Origin of the sequence: Streptomyces sp. NBC_00986, from assembly GCF_045162565.1 — a bacterium.
In the GTDB taxonomy this organism is placed as follows: Bacteria; Actinomycetota; Actinomycetes; order Streptomycetales; family Streptomycetaceae; genus Streptomyces.
Genome location: NZ_CP108733.1, coordinates 2,064,249 through 2,084,546, shown reverse-complemented (window position 1 = coordinate 2,084,546; position 20,298 = coordinate 2,064,249). Strand labels below are relative to the sequence as shown.

The 20,298-nt window shown below is 70.4% G+C and carries 19 protein-coding genes; 8 read left to right on the top strand and 11 right to left on the bottom strand.

The genetic code is table 11. From position 1 onward, the window contains the following. Window position 1 precedes the first annotated feature (1 nt). The 6 genes from OG504_RS09130 to iolC are packed head-to-tail and all read right to left on the bottom strand — an operon-like array spanning window position 2 to window position 7,018. Window positions 2-787: a GntR family transcriptional regulator gene (locus OG504_RS09130; RefSeq protein WP_405989314.1), complete on the bottom strand. Its 786-nt coding sequence runs from the start codon at window positions 785-787 to the stop codon at window positions 2-4. Window positions 788-820: 33 nt separating this feature from the next. Then, complete coding sequence (locus OG504_RS09125; protein WP_405989313.1) at window positions 821-2,314, bottom strand: CoA-acylating methylmalonate-semialdehyde dehydrogenase; 1,494 nt, start codon at window positions 2,312-2,314, stop codon at window positions 821-823. Window positions 2,315-2,343: 29 nt separating this feature from the next. Continuing rightward, on the bottom strand, window positions 2,344-4,221 hold the full coding sequence (iolD, locus tag OG504_RS09120; RefSeq protein WP_405989312.1) for a 3D-(3,5/4)-trihydroxycyclohexane-1,2-dione acylhydrolase (decyclizing): 1,878 nt from the start codon (window positions 4,219-4,221) through the stop codon (window positions 2,344-2,346). Then, window positions 4,221-5,117: a 5-deoxy-glucuronate isomerase gene (gene iolB / locus OG504_RS09115; protein ID WP_405989311.1), complete on the bottom strand. Its 897-nt coding sequence runs from the start codon at window positions 5,115-5,117 to the stop codon at window positions 4,221-4,223. The genes iolD and iolB overlap by 1 nt, the downstream gene beginning before the upstream one ends. A 14-nt stretch (window positions 5,118-5,131) precedes the next feature. Then, the gene (locus tag OG504_RS09110; protein WP_405989310.1) at window positions 5,132-6,010 is read right to left on the bottom strand and encodes a deoxyribose-phosphate aldolase; all 879 of its coding nucleotides are present in this window, start codon (window positions 6,008-6,010) and stop codon (window positions 5,132-5,134) included. Window positions 6,011-6,049: 39 nt separating this feature from the next. Then, window positions 6,050-7,018, bottom strand: a complete 969-nt coding sequence (gene iolC, locus OG504_RS09105; protein ID WP_405989309.1) for a 5-dehydro-2-deoxygluconokinase — start codon at window positions 7,016-7,018, stop codon at window positions 6,050-6,052. Between the two features lie 288 nt (window positions 7,019-7,306). Between iolC and OG504_RS09100 the strand changes: the two genes are divergently transcribed. The 6 genes from OG504_RS09100 to OG504_RS09075 all read left to right on the top strand — a co-directional run bounded on the left by OG504_RS09100 (window position 7,307) and on the right by OG504_RS09075 (window position 14,091). Next, a complete protein-coding gene (locus OG504_RS09100; protein WP_405989308.1) occupies window positions 7,307-8,326 on the top strand; it encodes a sugar ABC transporter substrate-binding protein in 1,020 nt (339 codons plus the stop codon). Beyond that, window positions 8,326-9,402: an ABC transporter permease gene (locus OG504_RS09095; RefSeq protein WP_405989307.1), complete on the top strand. Its 1,077-nt coding sequence runs from the start codon at window positions 8,326-8,328 to the stop codon at window positions 9,400-9,402. The genes OG504_RS09100 and OG504_RS09095 overlap by 1 nt, the downstream gene beginning before the upstream one ends. Window positions 9,403-9,407: 5 nt before the next feature. Continuing rightward, window positions 9,408-10,322, top strand: a complete 915-nt coding sequence (locus tag OG504_RS09090) for an ATP-binding cassette domain-containing protein (protein WP_405989306.1) — start codon at window positions 9,408-9,410, stop codon at window positions 10,320-10,322. Window position 10,323: 1 nt separating this feature from the next. Further along, complete coding sequence (locus tag OG504_RS09085) at window positions 10,324-11,232, top strand: sugar phosphate isomerase/epimerase family protein (protein ID WP_405989305.1); 909 nt, start codon at window positions 10,324-10,326, stop codon at window positions 11,230-11,232. Window positions 11,233-11,251: 19 nt separating this feature from the next. Next, entirely contained in the window at window positions 11,252-12,277 is a 1,026-nt protein-coding gene (locus tag OG504_RS09080; RefSeq protein ID WP_405989304.1) for a Gfo/Idh/MocA family protein, read from the top strand. 104 nt (window positions 12,278-12,381) lie between these two features. Then, the gene (locus tag OG504_RS09075) at window positions 12,382-14,091 is read left to right on the top strand and encodes a hypothetical protein (protein ID WP_405989303.1); all 1,710 of its coding nucleotides are present in this window, start codon (window positions 12,382-12,384) and stop codon (window positions 14,089-14,091) included. Here the strand turns inward: OG504_RS09075 and OG504_RS09070 are convergent. From OG504_RS09070 to OG504_RS09055, 4 genes are all read right to left on the bottom strand, one after another. Further along, on the bottom strand, window positions 14,040-15,062 hold the full coding sequence (locus tag OG504_RS09070; RefSeq protein ID WP_405989302.1) for a Gfo/Idh/MocA family protein: 1,023 nt from the start codon (window positions 15,060-15,062) through the stop codon (window positions 14,040-14,042). The genes OG504_RS09075 and OG504_RS09070 overlap by 52 nt on opposite strands. Continuing rightward, the gene (locus OG504_RS09065) at window positions 15,059-16,063 is read right to left on the bottom strand and encodes a Gfo/Idh/MocA family oxidoreductase (protein WP_405989301.1); all 1,005 of its coding nucleotides are present in this window, start codon (window positions 16,061-16,063) and stop codon (window positions 15,059-15,061) included. Before OG504_RS09065 ends, OG504_RS09070 begins: the two co-directional genes overlap by 4 nt. 79 nt (window positions 16,064-16,142) lie before the next feature. Then, the gene (locus OG504_RS09060; RefSeq protein WP_405989300.1) at window positions 16,143-16,955 is read right to left on the bottom strand and encodes an SDR family oxidoreductase; all 813 of its coding nucleotides are present in this window, start codon (window positions 16,953-16,955) and stop codon (window positions 16,143-16,145) included. An 8-nt stretch (window positions 16,956-16,963) separates the two neighbouring features. Then, a complete protein-coding gene (locus tag OG504_RS09055) occupies window positions 16,964-18,139 on the bottom strand; it encodes a phytanoyl-CoA dioxygenase family protein (RefSeq protein WP_405989299.1) in 1,176 nt (391 codons plus the stop codon). Between the two features lie 107 nt (window positions 18,140-18,246). Here OG504_RS09055 and OG504_RS09050 point away from each other — a divergent pair, with 107 nt between their 5' ends. Beyond that, the gene (locus OG504_RS09050) at window positions 18,247-19,278 is read left to right on the top strand and encodes a LacI family DNA-binding transcriptional regulator (RefSeq protein WP_405989298.1); all 1,032 of its coding nucleotides are present in this window, start codon (window positions 18,247-18,249) and stop codon (window positions 19,276-19,278) included. 23 nt (window positions 19,279-19,301) lie between these two features. On the opposite strand, the gene OG504_RS09045 is transcribed toward OG504_RS09050, so the two are convergent. Continuing rightward, the gene (locus tag OG504_RS09045; RefSeq protein ID WP_405989297.1) at window positions 19,302-19,646 is read right to left on the bottom strand and encodes a cupin domain-containing protein; all 345 of its coding nucleotides are present in this window, start codon (window positions 19,644-19,646) and stop codon (window positions 19,302-19,304) included. 122 nt (window positions 19,647-19,768) lie between these two features. On the opposite strand from OG504_RS09045, the gene OG504_RS09040 reads away from it, so the two are divergent. Next, complete coding sequence (locus OG504_RS09040) at window positions 19,769-20,281, top strand: hypothetical protein (protein ID WP_405989296.1); 513 nt, start codon at window positions 19,769-19,771, stop codon at window positions 20,279-20,281. Window positions 20,282-20,298: the final 17 nt, after the last annotated feature.

The window sequence follows — 20,298 nt, the reverse complement described above, 5'->3', positions numbered from 1 at the left end:
TTCAGGGCCTGACCAGCAGCTGGAAGTCGAACGCGTACCGCGACGCCCGGTAGATGTGCGTGCCGTACTCGACCGCCCGCCCCGTGTCGTCGTACGCCGTGCGCTGCATCGTGAGCAGGGCGGCGCCCTCCTTCTCGTCGAGGCGAGTGGCCTCCGCAGGGGTGGCCGAGCGGGCTCCTATCGTCTGGCGGGCGCTGTGCAGGGTGATGCCGGCGGTGCGCAGCATCCGGTACAGGCCCGTCGACTCCAGCCGGGCGGTGTCGAGTTGGAGCAGGTTCGCCGGGAGGTAGTTGCAGAGGAACGCCACCGGCTGGCCGTGCGTGGAGCGCAGCCGTTCCAGGAGCGTCACCTCGCTGCCCTCCGGGACGCCGAGGGCGGCCGCGACATCCGCGGTCGCGGGCACGCCCTCGTTGCGCAGCACCTCCGTGGTCGGGCCCTGTCCGGCCGACTCCAGGTCGTCGTAGAGACTGCTGAGTTCCAGCGGTCTCTTGACCTGGCTGTGCACCACCTGCGTGCCGACCCCCCGCCGCCGGACCAACAGCCCCTTGTCGACAAGGGATTGAATGGCCTGGCGGACGGTGGGGCGGGACAGGCCGAGGCGTACGGACAGGTCGATCTCGTTGCCCAGGAGGTTGCCCGGCGCCAACGTCCCGTGCTCGATCGCCGCCTCCAGCTGCTGCGCGAGCTGGTAGTACAGCGGCACCGGGCTGTTGCGGTCCAGGGCGAAATGCAGGGCGTCCAGCGGGGACCCGGTCACGGCGCGGGAATAGCCACCGGTCTTCGCCACTGAGGGCACCTCCTCACGGATCGTGACGGATGGTCAGGAGTTGCTGGGGAAACCGAGGTTGATGCCACCGTCGGCCGGGTCCGGCCAGCGGGTGGTGATGACCTTGCCCTGCGTGTAGAAGGCGATGCCGTCGTTGCCGTAGACGTGCAGGTCCCCGAAGAGGGAGTCCTTCCAGCCGCCGAAGGAGTGGTAGCCGACGGGCACCGGGATCGGCACGTTCACGCCGACCATGCCCGCCTTGACCTCCATCTGGAAGCGGCGGGCGGCGCCGCCGTCCCGGGTGAAGATCGCGGTGCCGTTGCCCCAACGGGAGCTGTTGATCAGGGTGATGGCCTCGTCGTACGACTCCGCGCGGACGACGACCAGGACCGGGCCGAAGATCTCGTCCTTGTACGCGTCCGCCGTCAGCGGCACCCTGTCGAGGAGGGAGACGCCGAGGAAGAAGCCGTCCTCGTGGCCCTCGACCGAGAAGCCGGTGCCGTCGACGACGACCTCGGCGCCCTGTGCGGCGGCCGACGCGACGTAGGAGGCGACCTTGTCGCGGTGCTCGCGGGTGATGAGCGGGCCCATCTCGGACGCCGGGTCGTTGCCCGGGCCGATGCGCAGGTTGCCGGCGCGCTCGGCGATCTTGGCGACCAGCTCGTCGCCGGTGTCGCCGACCGCGACCACGACGGAGACGGCCATGCAGCGCTCGCCGGCCGAGCCGTAGGCCGCGTTGATCGCCTGGTCTGCCGCGAAGTCCAGGTCGGCGTCCGGCAGGACCAGCATGTGGTTCTTGGCGCCGCCGAGGGCCTGCACGCGCTTGCCGTGCTCAACTGCCTTGAGCTGGATGTACTTCGCGATCGGCGTCGACCCGACGAAGGAGACGGCCTCGACGTCCGGGTGCTCCAGGATGCGGTCGACGGCCGCCTTGTCGCCCTGTACGACGTTCAGGACACCCTGCGGCAGGCCCGCCTCGGAGGCGAGTTCGGCGAGACGGTAGGACGCCGACGGGTCCTTCTCGGACGGCTTCAGGACGAAGGTGTTGCCGGTCGCGATGGCCAGCGGGAACATCCACATCGGCACCATGGCCGGGAAGTTGAAGGGCGTGATGCCCGCAACTACCCCCAGCGGCTGCCGGATTGAGGCCACGTCGACGCGGGTCGAGACCTGGGTCGACAGTTCGCCCTTGAGCTGCACGCTGATGCCGCAGGCGAGTTCGACGATCTCCATGCCGCGCGCGACCTCGCCGAGCGCGTCCGAGTGGACCTTGCCGTGCTCGGCGGTGATCAGCTCGGCGATCTCGTCGCGGTGCGCGTCCAGCAGCTCGCGGTACTTGAACAGGATCGCGGTGCGCTTGGCGAGGGAGGCGACGCCCCAGCTCTCGAACGCGGCCTTCGCGGAGGCGACGGCGGCGTCCACCTCGTCGACGGTCGCGAAGCCGACCTGCTTCTCCTGCGCGCCGGTCGCCGGGTTGTACACGGGACCGAAGCGGCCCGAGGTGCTCTCGACGGGCTTGCCGTCGATCCAGTGAGTGATCGTCTTCATGGTGCAAGGGCCTTTCGGGGGAGGGGAGTTCAGAGGTGGCGACGACGGTCGGCGACCTGGCGGTCGTACTCCTCGCGGGCCTGTACGGCCGACTCGCGCGAGGCGGTCTCGGCGACCGGCACGTCCCACCAGGCCTCGGCCGGGGGAGCGGTCGGGGTGGCGGTGTCGGTCTCGACGTAGACGCACGTCGGCCGGTCGGAGGCGCGGGCCGTGGCGAGCGCCTCGCGCAGTTCGCGGACCGTCTTGGCGCGCAGGACGTCCATGCCGAGGCTGGCCGCGTTGGCGGCGAGGTCGACCGGGAGCGGGGCGCCGGAGAAGGTGCCGTCGGCCGCGCGGTAGCGGTAGGCGGTGCCGAAGCGCTCGCCGCCGACGGACTCGGAGAGGCCGCCGATGGAGGCGTAGCCGTGGTTCTGGATGAGGACGAGGTTGACCGGGAGGCCCTCCTGGACCGCCGTGACGATCTCGGTCGGCATCATCAGGTACGTGCCGTCGCCGACCAGGGACCACACGGGGGTGTCGGGGGCGGCCTGCTGGACGCCGATGCCGGCCGGGATCTCGTAGCCCATGCAGGAGTAGCCGTACTCGAGGTGGTACTGGCGCGGGCTGCGGGCCCGCCACAGCTTGTGCAGGTCGCCGGGGAGGGAACCGGCCGCGTTGATCACCACGTCGTCGTCGCCGACGACCGCGTCGAGAGCGCCGAGGAGTTGGGTCTGGGTGGGGACGGCGTTCTCGTCGGGCGCGGTGAACGCGGTGTCAACAACCCGCTCCCAGCGCTCCTTGCCCTCGCGGTACTCGGCCTCGTAAACCGAGTTCACACGGTGATCGGCGAGTGCCTCGGTCAACGCGGCGAGTCCCGCCCGCGCGTCGCACACAAGGGTGCGCGCGGCCAGCTTGTGGGCGTCGAACGCGGTGATGTTGAGGTTGACGAAGCGGACGGCCGGGTTCTGGAACAGGGTGTGGGAGGCCGTCGTGAAGTCCGTGTACCGGGTGCCGACGCCGATCACCAGGTCCGCGGTGCGCGCGATGTCGTCGCTGACCGCGGTGCCGGTGTGGCCGATGCCGCCGAGGTCCGCCGGGTGGTCGTAGCGCAGCGAGCCCTTGCCCGCCTGCGTGGAGGCGACCGGGATGCCGGTGGCGTCGACGAGGGCCTTCAGCGCCTCCTCGGCGCGGCTGTGGTGGATGCCGCCGCCCGCGACGATCACCGGGCGCTCGGCGGACCTGATGGCCTCGACGGCCTCCGCCAGCTCGAAGACGTCCGGCGCGGGACGCCGTACGTGCCACACGCGGTCGGCGAAGAACTCCTCAGGCCAGTCGTACGCCTCGGCCTGAACGTCCTGCGGCAGCGCGAGAGTTACGGCTCCGGTCTCCACCGGGTCGGCCAGGACGCGCATCGCGTTCAGCGCGGCCGGGATCAGGGCCTCGGAGCGCATGACGCGGTCGAAGTAGCGGGAGACCGGGCGCAGGGTGTCGTTGACCGAGAGGTCGGCCTCGACCGGGTGCTCCAGCTGCTGGAGCAGCGGGTCGGCGGCGCGGGTCGCGAAGTAGTCGCCGGGGAGGAGCAGGACCGGCAGGCGGTTGATCGTGGCGAGCGCGGCGCCCGTGACCAGGTTGGTGGCGCCCGGTCCGATCGATGTCGTGACGGCCTGCGCGGAGAGCCGGTCGAGCTGGCGGGTGTAGCCGACTGCCGCGTGCACCATGGCCTGTTCGTTGCGGCCCTGGTGGAACGGCATCGTGTCCTCGCCGGCTTCGAGCAGCGCCTGGCCGAGTCCGGCAACGTTGCCATGGCCGAAGATGCCCCAGGTGCCGGCGATCAGTCGGTGCCGTACGCCGTCGCGTTCGGTGTACTGGACCGACAGGAACTGCACCAGGGCCTGGGCGACGGTCAGGCGGCGGGTGGGGGTGCTCATCAGGACTTCTCCGGTGCCGTGTAGAGGGGGAGGCGGGGGTCGACGGGCTGCTCGGGCCAGGTGCCGCGGACCCAGGCGTGATCGGGGTGGTCGCAGATCAGCCAGGAGCGGTCGTCCTCGGGACCCGCCATGACGTTGAGGTAGTACATGTGGTGACCGGGCACCGCCATCGAGGGCCCGTGCCAGCCGTCCGGGATCAACACGACGTCCCCGCCCCGCACTTCGGCCAGGACGTCCGTGTTACGGCCCTGCCCGGAGGGGGAGACGCGCTGGTAGCCGAGTCCGGGGGTGCCCTCGTGGTCGGCGAACTCGAAGTAGTAGACCTCTTCGAGGACGGACTCCTCGCCGGGCCGGTGCTCGTCGTGCTTGTGCGGCGGGAAGGAGGACCAGTTCCCGCCGGGTGTGATCACTTCTACGGCGATGAGCTTGTCGCACTCGAAGACGCCGGCCGCGCCGAAGTTGTTGACCTGGCGGCTGCTGTTGCCGGTGCCGCGCAGCTCCACCGGCACCGACGAGGCCGGGCCGTAGCGGGCAGGCAGCCTGCGGGTGCAGCGGGCACCGGTCAGCGCGAAGCGGCCGCCGCCGGGCGACGAGATCGTCGTACGGGAATCGCGTGGCACGTACGCGAAGTCGCTCACGCCGGTGAACACGCTCTCGCGGCCGGTGAGTTCAAAGGTGTCGTGGCCGAAGTCGTCGGCGGCGGAGACCGCGCAGGCGCCGCTGAGCGGGACGACGATCCACTCGCTGTCGTCGGTGTCGAAGGTGTGGGTGCCGCCCGGCGGCAGCTCCAGGACCCGCAGGCTGGAGTAGCCCCAGGCCGCCGACTCGGGGGTGACGTCCACGACGTAGGGGCCGCCGAGGGCCTTGCCCGCGGGAAGGTGGTAAGCGCTCGTCATGGTGTGCCTCCGGTTCACAACAGGCCTACAGCGGTGTCCACCGCCGTCTCCACGCCACCATCGGCGGGGTACAGCAGGGAGCGGCCCACGACCAGGCCCTGGACGGTGGGCAGACGCAGCGTCTTGCGCCACTTCTCGTACGCGCCCTCCTGGTCGTCGCCGACCTCGCCGCCGAGCAGGACGACGGGCAGGGTCGACGTCTCCAGGACCTCGGCCATGTCGTCCGGGTCGTCGGTGACGGGCAGTTTCAGCCAGGTGTAGGCGGAGGTGCCGCCCAGGCCCGAGGAGATCGCGATCGAGCGGGTCACGGCCTCCGCGGACAGGTCGTTGCGGACCTTGCCGTCGACCCGGCGGGAGATGAACGGCTCTACGAACAAGGGGAGTTGGCGCGCCGCCATGTCGTCGATCGCCCGCGCGGTGGACTCCAGGGTGGTCAGCGAGCCCGGGTCGTCGTAGTCGATACGGAGCAGCAGCTTGCCCGCGTCGAAACGGAGGCGGGCGATGTCCTCGGCGCGGTGGCCGGTGAACCGGTCGTCCATCTCGAAGGAGGCACCGGACAGGCCGCCGCGGTTCATCGAGCCCATCACGACCTTGCCGTCGAGGACCCCGAGCAGGAGCAGGTCCTCGAGTATGTCGGCCGTGGCGAGGACCCCGTCGACACCGGGCCGGGACAGCGCGACGCACAGGCGTTCCAGCAGGTCGGCGCGGTTCGCCATGGCCGTGCGGCGGTCGCCGACGCCGAGCGCGCCGCGGGCCGGGTGGTCGGCGGCCACGATCATCAGGCGGCCGCTGTCGCCCAGCAGCGGGCGGCGCACCCGGCGGGCGGCCGCCTCGGCGATCGCTTCCGGGTGCCGGGCTCTGACCGTGACCAGGTCGGGAATGCTGATGCTCAAGAGAAGCTCCGTTCAGGGGTGGCTGTGGCGGCCACGCGATCAGTCACTCACTCGCGCGCCGACGAGGAGGTCCTCGACCTCGGACTCGGTGGGCATCGCGGTGGAGCAGGCGAGGCGGGAGGCGACGAGGGCGCCGGCCGCGTTGGCGAACCGCATGGACCGTTCCAGGTCCCAGCCGGACAGCAGGCCGTGGCACAGTGAACCGCCGAACGCGTCGCCCGCGCCGAGGCCGTTGAGCACCTCGACCGGGACCGGCGGCACCTCGGCCGTCGTGCCGTCGCGGTGCACGGCCAGGACGCCCTTGGGGCCCTGCTTGACGACGGCGAGTTCCACGCCCGCGTCGAGCAGTGCCTCGGCGCAGGCACGCGGCTCGCGGACGCCGGTGGCGATCTCGCACTCGTCGAGGTTGCCGACCGCGACCGTCGTGTGCCGCAGGGCCTCCGCGTAGTACGGGCGGGCCTCCTCAGGGTCCTTCCAGAACATCGGGCGCCAGTCCAGGTCGAAGACCGTGGTGCCCGCCTTGTCGCGCGCCTTGAGGGCGGCGAGCGTGGCCGAGCGGCTCGGCTCCTCGCTCAGTCCGGTGCCGGTGATCCAGAAGACGCGGGCCTGGCGGATCGCGAAGTAGTCCAGCTCCTCGGTGCGGATCTCCAGGTCGGGCGCCTTGGGCTGCCGGTAGAAGTACAGCGGGAAGTCGTCCGGTGGGAAGATCTCGCAGAACGTGACCGGCGTGGGGTAGTCCGCGACGGGCGTGACCCAGCGGTCGTCCACCCCGAAGTCCTTGAGGGCTTCGTGCAGGTACGTCCCGAAGGGGTCGTCGCCGGTGCGGGTGATCACCGCGGTGGTCCGGCCGAGCCGGGCGGCCGCAACCGCCACATTGCTCGCGGAACCCCCGAGGAACTTGCCGAACGTCTCCACACGGGCCAGCGGTACGCCAGACTGCAACGGGTAGAGATCGACCCCGATGCGGCCCATGGTGATGAGATCGAAGAACTGGGCTGACTCGGCCATGCGCGACACTCCTCTGAGCTGCTGGGGGTGGGCGGGTCCCAGGGGCCTGCCGCCTCCCAGGTGTAGGTCTCGGAGGGGCTCCGTGTCAATAGTTTGTACTTACATTCGGACCTGCTCGTGAAATGATGTCTTAACAAAGTATTGACAGCGGACGCGACCGGGGATTTGATTCCGTCCCAGCGCAACAGCCGTGTTTCGCGGCAAAGGACCCAGGGCCGACAGGCCCCGAGCCCGGATTTCTGCGATCATGACTCCCTTTCCCCTGAAGCACAGTGAGGTGCAGGAAAGATGGACCGTTCCACTTACTCCCGCTCGCGCAGAATGGCCCCCTTCGTGGCGGTGGCCGCGGCAGCGGCCCTGACCCTCGCCGGCTGCTCCAGCAGCTCGGGCGGAAAGAAGGCCACGGAGGACAGCTCCGGCGCCTCCGCGGGCAAGGCGAGCACTCCTCGGATGACGGTCGCCCTGGTCACGCACCAGGCACCCGGCGACACGTTCTGGGACATCGTCCGCAAGGGCGCCCAGGCCGCCGCCGACAAGGACAACATCAAGCTCATCTACTCGGCCGACCCGAACGCGGGCAACCAGTCGAACCTGGTGCAGAACGCGATCGACCAGAAGGTCGACGGCATCGCGGTCACCCTCGCCAAGCCCGACGCCCTGAAGGACGTCATCGGCAAGGCGAAGACCGCGAACATACCCGTCGTCGGGCTCAACTCCGGTCTCAGCGACTGGAAGAAGCTCGGACTGCTGGAGTTCTTCGGCCAGGACGAGACGGTGGCCGGCGAGGCGCTCGGCAAGCGGCTCAACGAGGAAGGCGCCAAGAAGGCCGTCTGTGTCATCCAGGAGCAGGGCAACATCGGCCTGACGCAGCGCTGCGCCGGTGTGAAGAAGACGTTCACCGGCACCACCGAGGTGCTCAACGTCAACGGCACTGACATGCCGTCGGTGAAGTCGACGATCACCGCCAAGCTCACGCAGGACAAGGCGATCGACTACGTCGTCACGCTGGGCGCCCCGTTCGCCATGACGGCCGTGCAGTCGCTGTCCGACGCGGGCAGCAAGGCGAAGGTCGCGACCTTCGACCTGAACAGCACCCTGACCGGCGCCATCAAGAAGGGCACCGTCCAGTTCGCGGTGGACCAGCAGCCTTACCTCCAGGGCTACTTGGCCGTCGACTCGCTGTGGCTCTACAAGAACAACGGCAACTACAGCGGCGGCGGTGAGCAGCCCGTACTGACCGGCCCGGCCTTCGTCGACAAGACCAACGTCGACGCCGTCGCGAAGTACGCCGCCAACGGAACCCGGTGATGAGCATGACCCAGCACGCCGAGCCGGCGGTGACCTCACCGCCGGCCCCCGGCCCGAGGGAATCCGACGGCCGGACCTCTGAACGGCCTCTGGCGCTAAGGTTGTTGGCGCGTCCCGAGGTGGGTGTCTTCCTCGGTGCGGCCGCGGTGTACGTGTTCTTCCTGATCGCGGCTCCGCCGGTGCGCGAGGGCGCCGCGATGGCGAACATCCTCTACAGCTCGTCGACGATCGGCATCATGGCGCTGCCCGTCGCCCTCCTCATGATCGGCGGGGAGTTCGACCTCTCCGCCGGTGTCGCGGTCATCACGTCGTCGCTGACCGCGAGCATGCTCAGCTACCAGCTCACCATGAACGTGTGGGTCGGTGTGATCGTCGCGCTCCTGGTCTCGCTGGGGATCGGGTTCCTCAACGGCTGGATGGTCGTCAAGACCGGCCTGCCGAGCTTCCTGATCACGCTGGGCAGCTTCCTGATCCTGCAGGGCGTGAACCTCGCCGTGACGAAGCTGGTCACCGGCAATGTGGCGACCGATGACATCAGCAACATGGACGGCTTCAGCCAGGCCAAGAAGATCTTCGCGACGTCCTTCAATATCGGTGGCGTCGACGTGAAGATCACGATCTTCTACTGGCTGGTGTTCGCGGCGGTCGCCTCCTGGGTGCTGCTGCGCACGAAGTACGGCAACTGGATCTTCGCGGTGGGCGGGAACAAGGACTCCGCGCGGGCTGTCGGTGTGCCGGTGGCGTTCACGAAGATCTCGCTGTTCATGCTGGTCGGTCTCGGTGCCTGGTTCGTCGGGATGCACCAGCTGTTCACGTTCAACACCGTGCAGTCGGGTGAGGGTGTGGGCCAGGAGCTGATCTACATCTCGGCGGCCGTGATCGGTGGCTGTCTGCTGACCGGTGGTGCCGGCTCCGCGATCGGCCCGGTCTTCGGGGCGTTCATGTTCGGCATGGTGCAGCAGGGCATCGTCTACGCCGGCTGGAACCCCGACTGGTTCAAGGCGTTCCTCGGCGTGATGCTGCTGGGCGCCGTCCTCATCAATCTGTGGGTCCAGCGCACCGCGACCCGGAGGTGACCTTCATGGCAAGCAACGAATCCGGTACTCACGGCGCCATCCTCGAAGACAGTGCGCCGAGCGACGCCGATGCGCCGATCGTCCAACTGCGCAACGCGGGCAAGTCCTACGGCAACGTGCGTGCCCTGCACGGCGTGGACCTCGCGGTCCGCCCGGGCCAGGTCACCTGTGTGCTGGGTGACAACGGCGCGGGCAAGTCGACGCTGATCAAAATCATCTCCGGGCTGCACCAGCACACGGAGGGCGAGTTCCTCGTCGACGGCGGGCCCGTCCACTTCACCACCCCGCGTCAGGCGCTGGACCGCGGTATCGCGACGGTCTACCAGGATCTGGCCGTCGTGCCGTTGATGCCGGTGTGGCGCAACTTCTTCCTCGGCTCCGAGATGACCAAGGGCCCCTGGCCGGTCAGGCGTCTCGACATCGAGCGGATGAAGAAGACCGCGGACGAGGAACTGCGGAACATGGGCATCGTCCTGGACAACCTGGACCAGCCCATCGGCACCCTCTCCGGCGGCCAGCGACAGTGTGTGGCGATCGCCCGTGCCGTCTACTTCGGGGCCCGTGTCCTGATCCTGGACGAGCCGACCGCCGCCCTGGGTGTCAAGCAGTCCGGCGTGGTGCTCAAGTACGTGGCAGCAGCCCGTGAACGCGGTCTCGGCGTCATCTTCATCACGCACAACCCGCACCACGCCTACATGGTCGGCGACCACTTCAGCGTCCTGCGCCTGGGCACCATGGAACTCTCCGCCGAACGCAGCGAGATCACCCTCGAAGAGCTCACCAACCACATGGCCGGCGGCACCGAACTCGCCGCACTCAAGCACGAGTTGTCCCAAGTCCGCGGCGTAGACGTCGAGGAGCTCCCCGACGCGAAGACCCTGAAGGCGCCGGTGGCCGCGTCTCCCGAAGGGACCGCCTGACATGTCGGACCGTCCCTTCCTGGACCGCATCCGGGTCGGCTCCGCCCCCGACTCGTGGGGCGTGTGGTTCCCGGACGACCCCCAACAGGTGCCGTGGCAACGGTTCCTGGACGAGGTCGCGCAGGCCGGCTACCCGTGGATCGAACTGGGCCCGTACGGCTATCTGCCGACCGACCCGGCCCGGCTCACGGACGAGATCGCCCGGCGTGACCTGAAGGTCTCCGCCGGTACGGTCTTCACCGGCCTGCACCGGGGCCCGTCCGTCTGGGACGCGACGTGGGAGCACGTCAGCCAAGTCGCCGCGCTCACCCAGGCGATGGGCGCGCGGCACCTGGTCGTCATCCCCTCGTTCTGGCGGGACGACAAGACCGCCGAGATCCTGGAGCCGCCGGAGCTGACCGGCGAGCAGTGGGCCCACCTCACCAAGGGCATGGAGCGGCTCGGGCACGAGGTGAAGGAGGCGTACGGGCTCGACATCGTCGTCCACCCGCACGCCGACACCCACCTCGACACCGAGGACCACGTCGAGCACTTCCTCGACTCGACCGACTCCGAACTGGTCAACCTCTGCCTGGACACCGGGCATTACGCCTACTGCGGCGGCGACAGCGTCAAGCTGATCGAGACGTACGGCGAACGCATCGGCTATCTGCACCTCAAGCAGGTCGACCCGGAGATCCTCGCCGACGTCGTCAGGAACGAGGTGCCGTTCGGGCCGGCCGTGGCGCGCGGGGTGATGTGTGAACCGCCGTCCGGCGTACCGGAGTTGGAGCCGGTGCTGATCGCGGCGCAGCGCCTGGGCGTGGAACTGTTCGCGATCGTCGAGCAGGACATGTACCCGTGCGAGCCGGACAAGCCGCTCCCCATCGCGGAGCGCACCCGCAAGTTCCTCCGTTCCTGCGGTGCCTGACCATGTGAAAGGACGGCCGATGGCCATCAGCCCGCGCGACACGCTCGGAGTGGCAGTCGTCGGAACCGGCAAGATGGGCGCCGACCACGTCCGCCGGATCGGGGACGTGGTCAACGGAGCCCGGGTGACCGCCGTCGTGGACGTCGACGCCGAGCGCGCCAAACGGATCGCGTCCGGTGTCGACGGCTGCACCGCGTACACCGACCCGGCCGCCGCGATGGCGGCGGCCGACGTCGACGCGGTCCTGATCGCCTCACCGGGTCCCGCCCACGAGGCGGCCCTGCTGACGGCCTTCGAGCACGACCTCCCGGTCCTGTGCGAGAAGCCGCTCACGCCGGACGCGGCCTCGGCGCTACGGGTGATGGAGGCGGAGACACGCCTCGGCCACCGCCGGGTCCAGGTCGGCTTCATGCGGCGCTACGACGCCGAGTACATGAAGCTCAAGTCCCTGCTGGAGACAGGCCAGTTGGGCCGCCCGCTGATGCTGCACAACCGGCACCGCAACGCGGCCAGCCCGCCCTTCTTCACCAGCTCCATGCTGATCAGCGACTCCGTGGCACACGAGACCGACGCGACCCGTTGGCTGCTCGGCCAGGAGATCACGGCCGTGCAGGTGCTGCGTCCGCGGCCCTCGGCGAGCGCCCCGGACGGCCTCCAGGACCCGCAGTTCGTCGTCTTCGAGACGGACGGCGGCGCGATCGTCGACGTCGAGATGTTCGTCAACTGCGGCTTCGGCTACCAGGTCCAGGCCGAGATGGTCTGCGAACGCGGCACCGCCCGCATCGGCGACGGCCACGCCATGGTCACCAACATGGCCGGCCGCTGGGGCGGCACCATCGCCCAGGACTTCGTCGAACGCTTCGCCGACGCCTACGACCGCGAGGTCCAGACCTGGGTCGACGCCACCCGCCGCGGGGAGGTCACCGGCCCGAGCGTGTGGGACGGGTACGCGGCGGCGGCCGTGTGCGAGGCGGGAGTTCGGGCGTTGGAGGAGGGGGTTCGGGTGGAGGTGGAGTTGGTGGAGCGGCCCGGGTTCTACCGATAGCCGCATGGCGGCGCGGTGCCCGTGCAACCACCGCGCGCTCCCCGGTGTCCTCCGTCATGAGCCGTCCCTGAGCTGTGGTCGGGCACGGATGCCAGGGGGTGCGGATGGGGCCGGTACGCATGCTGCTGCCGTTGCTGCGCGCGACGGCACGAGTGACTCCCGGTGTGGGCGGTGCCCTGCTCGGGTCCGCGCTGCTGCACTGCGCGGCCCCGGGCTGGGTGCTGCTGCGCGAGCCGAGCTTCGCCCGCCGGTCGGCCTGGGCCGAGGAAGCGGTCGCCGTGTACCGGCCCATGACCGACCGGGCCCACTCCGCGCAACGCCACCGGGACGTGCTGAGCCGCGCTCTGGTTGTGCACGCCCGCGTCCTGGTGCTGTCGGAGCGGTTGGCGGAGGCGAGCACGGCGGCGGACGCGGCGGAGGCCGTACCGGGCGCGCGGCTGTCGCCCGCGCTGACCGCGTGCGCCGTCCAGACGCGGGCACGGGCCCTCGTCCACGGCGGCCGGGCGGAGGAGGCTCTGACACCCGCCCGGGAGTGCGTGGAGCTGTACCGCGGCATGGTGCCACCCCGGCGCCGCGACCGGCAACTGGGCACGCTGGCGGGCGCCTTGCACACGCAGGCGCTCGCGTTCGCGGCCCTCGGCCGTACGGCGGAGGCCGTCGCCGTGTACCAGGAGTGCGCCGCGCTGCTGCGGGCCATGTCGGTGCGGGAGTTGGCGCGTCACATGCGTCTACGGCCCCAGGTACTCGTCGAGTTGACCGGCGGACTGCGGGCCCTCGGCCGGTACGAGGACGCCTTGGCGCTGGGTCCCGAGGCGAGGGACGAGGTCTACGGGGTGAGCGCGAGGTTCTACCCCGGGTTCGTGCTGCCGTTGCGCGTCCGGCACCTCACGGACCTGGCCTACTGCCACAGAGCCACGGGTGCTTTCGCCGCCGCGCGCACGAGCGCCGACGAGGCGGTCGCCGAGGCCCGTGGACTCACCGACCAGCCCGAGCGGCTCGCCGAGGCGTTGCGCTGCCGGGCCGTCATGCTCACCGAACAGGAGGCGCACGACGACGAGTTGAGCATCCTCACGGAGTTGGCCGACCTGTACAGCCACCTCGCGGCCGACCGCCCGGGGGCCTTCGCGGGGCTGCTCGCCGACGTCCTGGACGACCTGGCCCACTGCCACACGCGAAGCGGCGACCGCCTCATGGCCGTGGCGGACACGGAACGCGCCGTGGCCGCATCCCGGCGCGCCCCGCATCCCGAAGAGCAACTGGCCCGCCTCCTCGCCAACTTGAGTACTCGTCAGCAGGACACGGACGACGTGGAGTCGGCCGTGTCGAACGCCCGTGAAGCCGTGGCGCTCACCCGCCCGCTCGTCGAGTCCGACCGCGAGACCTACCGTCCGCTGATCGCCCGTCGGCTGCGGGTCCTCGCCCGGGCTCTCGGCCGTACCGGCGACCACATGGCCGCTGTGGCCTGCTACGAGGAGGCGGAGTCGTTCCTGCGGGACCCGTCCGGAAACCCCGGTACGGACGCCGACCTGGCGCTCACGGTCTCCGGTCTGTCCATCGCGCTCGCCAGGGCAGCGCTGGCCGCCGGTCGGCCCGAGGAGGCGGTCGCCGCACTGCGTTCCCTGCTCGCCCTCACTCGCCGGAGCGACGCCCCCGACATCCACGCCCGCTGCGTCATCACGTTCGCCCAGGCCTGTGCGGAACGCCCGGACGACATCGTCCGGGCGTGGGAGCAGGCGGTCGGGCTGCCGTACCCGACCTTCGTCTACCGCAGAACCGACACCCGCGGCCGGGGAGCGAGCCCCGCCGCGCGGTAGGCCTCGTCGATGAGGGTCATCGTCGCGACCGCGTCGTCCGGTCCCAGGGGCAGGGGCGCGCCGTTCCTCAACCGGGCGGCGAACGCCTCCAGTTGGTAGGTGTAGGACGAGCGGCGGCCGAGGCGTTCCGTGCGTTCGCCGTCCGTGGTGCGGATGACGATGCGGTCGTCCAGTTGGGGAAGGACGAAGTTCGGGGCGAAGGCCTCGCCCCGGCTGCCGGTGATGCGGCAGCTCATGACCAGTTCGTCGTACGCCATGTGGCAGCGGGCGGTGCCCGTGGCGCCGCTGGGGTAGACGAGGTTGGCGTCCAGCCACTCGTCGACACCGGGGGCGCCCGCGCGTTCGCCGCCGCGGGCGGAGACGAGGCGGGGTGCGCCGCCCGCCCAGGGGGCCAGCGTGCGCACGGCGTGCAGGCTGTAGCAGCCCAGGTCCATCACGGCGCCGCCGGCCAGGTCCAGGGACCAGCGAGGGTCGGTGTCCGGCGGGGCCGGGATCGCGACGAGCGTCTCGACGTGCCGGAGTTCGCCGAGTTCACCGGAGGCCAGCAGCTCGTGCAGGCGCCGGGTGACCGGGTGGAAGAGGTAGTGGAAGGCCTCCATGAAGACCGTTCCGGACTTGGCGGCGGCCTCCCTCACCTCGGCCGCCTCCTCCGCGTTGCTCGCCGACGGCTTCTCCGACAGGACGTGCTTGCCCGCCGCGAGCGCGGCGAGGTTCCACGGCCCGTGCAGGCCGTTGGCGAGCGGGTTGTAGACGACCTCCACCTCCGGGTCGTTGATCAGGTCGGCGTACGAGTCCGCCACCCGTTCGACGCGGTGCGCGGCGGCGTACGCCTCCGCCCTGGACCGGTCCCGCGCGGCCACCGCGACAATGCGGTGGCCGGTCGTCCGGGCCGGACCGATCAGGGACTGCTCGGTGATCCGAGCCGCTCCCAGTACTCCGATGCGCAGTGGTTCCCGGCCAGGACCGCTCATACCTCCCGTACCTCCTGGATGGTGACCGGGCGGTGCTCGTGCAGCGACAGGGTGCAGGCGTCGGCGATCCAGCCGGCCTCCAGGGCGTCGGCGACCGTGCAGGGGGAGGTGCGGGTGCCGGCGACGACCTCGGTGAACGCGGTGAGTTCGGCGCGGTAGGCGGCCGTGAAGCGGTCCATGAAGAAGTCGTGCGGGGTGCCCGCCGGGAAGGTCACGCCGGGCTCGACCGAGCGCAGCGGCAGCTTGTCCTCCAGGCCCACCGCGATGGAGTCCGTGAAGCCGTGGATCTCCATGCGGACGTCGTAACCCCGGGCGTTGTGGCGGGAGTTGGAGACCACCGCGATGGTGCCGTCGTCGAGGGTGAGGATCGCGCCGGTGGTGTCGGCGTCGCCCGCCTCCTTGATGTACTCGGCACCCCGGTTGCCGCCGACCGCGTACACCTCGGTGACCTCACGGCCGGTGACCCAGCGGATGATGTCGAAGTCGTGGACCGAGCAGTCGCGGAAGATGCCACCGGACGCGGCGATGTACGCGGCGGGCGGCGGCGCCGGGTCCAGCGTGGTGGAGCGCACGGTGTGCAGCTTGCCCAGCTCGCCGGACTGCACGGCGGCGCGCGCGTTCACGAAGCCGGCGTCGAAGCGGCGGTTGTAGCCGATCTGGATCGGCACGCTGCTGCCCTCGACGGCCTTGAGGACCTGGACGCCCTCGGCCATCGTCTTGGCGACGGGCTTCTCGCAGAAGACGGGGATGCCCGCCTCCACGGCGGCCAGGATCAGCCCCGGGTGGGCGTCGGTCGCCGCGGCGACGACGACACCGTCGACCCCGGCGGCCAGCACGGCCTCGGGGGAGTCCGCGACCTCGGCGCCGAACCGCTCGGCGGCCTTCTTCGCGGCCTCCGCGAACGGGTCGGCCACGACGAGGGACTCGACGACGTCGAGTCCGGACAGGGTCTCGGCGTGGAAGGCGCCGATGCGGCCGAGGCCGAGGATTCCGATGCGCATGAGGGCTCTTGCTTTCTTGAGGGGTGCGGGTTTCGTGCGGTGGTTGCCTTGGAGCGGTCCAATTGCCGGACGGTGCAGGTCAGTCGAGGGCGCCCAGGACGTTCTGGTCCCAGTCGATCACCGAACCGGTGACCACCCCGGACCGGTCGGACAGCAGGAACACCACGAAGTCGGCGATCTCGTCCGGCTGGCCGAGCTTGCCCATCGGGAGCCGTTCGGCGGCCTGTTGGACCCAGTCGTCGCCGGCACCGTGGAAGGCCCGCTGCGTTGCGTCCTCGCCCTCGGTCGCCGTCCAGCCGATGTTGACGGTGTTGATGCGGATCCGGTCGAAGCGGTGCGCGTGCGCGGCGTTGCGGGTCAGGCCCGCGAGACCGGCCTTGGCCGTGGAGTACGGGGCGAGGTAAGGGGGTCCGCCGTGGGCGCAGTTGGAGCCGATGTTGACGATCGTGCCCGGCGCCTTGCGGGCGGTCATGTCGGCGACCGCGGCCTGCATCGCGAAGAACGGTGCTTTGAGGTTGATCGCCATGTGTTGGTCGAACAGTTCCGGAGTGGTGTCCAGCAGCGAGCCGCGCGAGGTGAGTCCGGCGGAGTTCACCAGACAGTCGACGCGGCCGTGCGCGGCGATCACCTCGGCCACCGCGCCCTTCGCCTGCTCGGCGTCGGACAGGTCGGCCTGTACGAACATCGCCTTGCCGCCCGCCGCGGTCAGTTCCGCCACCAGGGCGTCACCGGGCTCGGCACGGCGACCGGTGAACATCACCACCGCCCCTTCGCGCACCGCTGCCCGGACGATCGCGGCCCCCACGCCCTGGCTGCCGCCGTTGACGAGGACGACCTTGCCGTCGAGCAGCCCCGTAAGGCCCGTGAGCTCAGTGAGTTCCGTGGATCCCATGGTGTTCCTCAGCTCTCGCGCCGCTCGGCACCGGCCCGCAGCTCCCCGCGGAGCGCCTGCGGGTCCCACCCCTCACGCACCGCGCGGCGCACGAGGTCGGCCTGCGAGGGCGGGGCGAGGCCCTCGACCGGCGGGTCGTTGTCGAGGTTCGTCGGGAACGGATAGCCCTCGGCACTCGCCGCGACGACCGTGTCCAGCCACTCCTGGCCCACGCCCTCGGCCTTGCGCTTGAGCAGCACCGGGAAGACCGCGTTGCTGACGGCCTCGCGGTCCACCGTCTCCATCGCCCGCCCGAACGCGGACGACACCTGGAGCAGGTTGGCCATGCGCCGTACGTCCGCGGTGCGGTTGGTGCCGGCCGCGTGGAAGAGTGCCGGGTTGAAGAACGCGGCATCGCCCTTGGCGAGCGGGAGTTGGATGTAGTTGGCCTCGAAGTAGGCCTGGAATTCCGGGAGTCGCCACGCCAGATAGCCCGGCTCGTACTTCTGGGAGTGCGGCAGGTACATCGTCGGCCCCGACTCGACCGGCATGTCGCAGTGCGCGACCGCCCCTTGGAGCGTGAGCACGGGGGAGAGGCGGTGCACGTGCGCCGGATACTCGGCGGCGACCTCGTTCGTGAGGAACCCTAGGTGGTAGTCGCGGTGCACGGTCTGCGCGGCGCCGCCCGGGTGGACCACGTTGATCTGCGAGGTGACCTGGTAGCCGGGGCCGAGCCACGCGACGGACACCAGGGCCAGCATGTCGTTCGCGTAGTAGTCGGCGAACGCCTCCGGGTCGTAGAGCGCGGCCTTCTCCAGCGCGTTCCACACCCGGTCGTTGGCCCCCGGCTTCGCGAAGTGGTCCCCGGCGCCCGCGCCCGACGCGTGCTGCTCGGCGATCAGGGCCCCGAACACCTCGGTGGAACGGTCCACCACCGACAGATCCGGGAAGGCACCCTGAAGGACCACGATGCCCGGCCCCTCGGCGAACGCCCGCACCAGCTCGGCCTGCACCTCACGGCGCTCGCCGGCCGTGACGGACTTGCGAAGTCGATCGCTGTCGTAGACGAGGACGTTCCGCTCGACCGAGGACGCGTACGGGAAGTCGGCCAGGTCCGTCGGCTGCTCGACGAGCGCGCGGAAGACGTCGAGGTCGCAGTCCTGCTCGGTGAGCCAGGCGCGGGTTTCTGCTGATGTGAAGGACATCGTCGTCCCCTCGGGTCACGGAGCGGTGCGGTCCTGTCATTCTTGTCAGTACAAACCCTTCGAACAACCAGCAGCAAGCCATCAAAAACCCCTCAAGGAGACGACCGGTGGGACACCCCTTCCCGATCCGGGAAATCGCACGTCAGGCGGGTCTCAGCGAGGCCACCGTGGACCGGGTGCTGAACGGCAGGGGCGGTGTGCGCGAGAGCACCGAGCGTGAGGTGCGCCAGGCCATCGCCGATCTCGACCGGCAGCGCACCCAGGTCAGACTCGTCGGCCGTACGTTCATGATCGACATCGTGATGCAGACGCCGGAGCGCTTCTCCACCGCCGTACGGAACGCGCTGGAGGCCGAACTGCCCGACCTGCACCCGGCCGTCGTGCGCTCGCGCTTCCACTTCCGGGAGACAGCGCCGGTGAAGGAGCTGGTCGGGACCCTGGACAGGATCGTGCGGCGCGGTTCGCAGGGCGTCATCCTCAAGGCGCCGGACGTCCCCGAGGTCACCGCCGCCGTCGGCCGGCTCGTCGCCGCCGGGATCCCGGTCGTCACCCTGGTCACCGACCTGCCCGCGAGCGCCCGCCTGGCCTACGTCGGCATAGACAACCGGGCGGCGGGCGCCACGGCCGCCTATCTGATGGGCCAGTGGCTCGGTGACCGCCCCGGCAACGTCCTCACCAGCCTGAGCAGCGGTTTCTTCCGCAACGAGGAAGAACGCGAGATGGGCTTCCGCAGCACCATGCGCGCCCGCTACCCGGAGCGCGCCCTCGTCGAGATCACCGAGGGCCACGGTCTGGACGCCACCCAGTACGACCTCGTCCGGGCCGCCCTCAAGCGCGACCCGGACATCCGCGCGGTCTACTCGATCGGCGGCGGCAACATCGCGACCCTGCGCGCCTTCGCCGACCTGGGCCGCGAGTGCGCCGTGTTCGTCGCGCACGACCTCGACCACGACAACACCCGGCTGCTGCACGAGCAGCAACTGTCCGCCGTCCTCCACCACGACCTGCGCCAGGACGTCCGCGAGGCCTGCCGCATCGTCATGCGCGCCCACGACGCCCTGCCGCCCGCGGGCCCGGCCCTGCCGTCCGCGATCCAGGTCGTCACGCCCTACAACTTGCCTACGACACCGGCGCGTTGACCCCGTTCAGAGGTTGAGTCCCCTCACAGACTGATCGCGTACGCCTTGCGCAGTGTCTCGTGCACGGTCCATGTCGTACGGTCGCCCTCGCGCAGCACGGCCAGGTCCCCGGGACCGACCGTCAGCGTCTCGCCGCCCTCGACCTCGATCGTGGCCGACCCGCTGATCACGACGAACAGCTCGTCCGCCTCCGTGTCGGTGACCACACCCGGCGTGATCTGCCAAATCCCGCGGATCTGCTTGCCGTCCTCGGACTCCCACACGACCTTCCCGGTGACCTCGGGCGTACCGGAGACGATCTGCGCCGGGTCGAGCGGCTCGGGTTCGAGCTCGGCGTCGGGAACACGGACTACGAAACTGTGCGTCATGCCGCGACCCTAGCCGGGGTGGACCGGTCCAGGCGTGGACACTGTGTGGGGTATCGGCCCAGGTGGGGGGACACTTCGTCGCGGAGTGGCGGCCCGGGCGGGGCCGGGTGATCGTGGAGGGCATGGCGCAGACAACGGCGGCCGTCTCCGAGCGGCACCCGCACGAGACCCGGGAGAACATCCTCTTCGGCGGCGTCTACGGCTCCGTCCTCGCCTGCTCGATGGTCGCCGCGCTCACCCAGTACGGCCACACCGACAGAGCCAGCCGCCGCTACGACGCCCTGTGGCTGCTGGTGACCGCCGCCGCCTCGGCACTCGCCCACGGGTACGCCCACTACATCGCCGAGCGCGCCCCGCACCGCCGCTGGGACGCCCTGCGCACCCTGCGCGACGAGTGGCCCCTGGTCGCCGCCGCGGTGCCCACCGTCCTGCTGCTCGCCGGGGCCGGCTGGGGCTGGTGGCCCGCGAACGGCGTCGAGTACGCGGCCTTCGTCCTCAACATCGCCCTGCTGTTCTGCCTGGGGTTGGTCACGGCCCGCTGGTCGGCGCGGAGTTGGGTGGCGGCCGTGACCATCGGGGCGGTGGACGCGCTGCTGGGAGTGGTGGTCGTCGTGGCCAACGCCCTGATCAAATAAGCCCGTTCGGCCTGCTC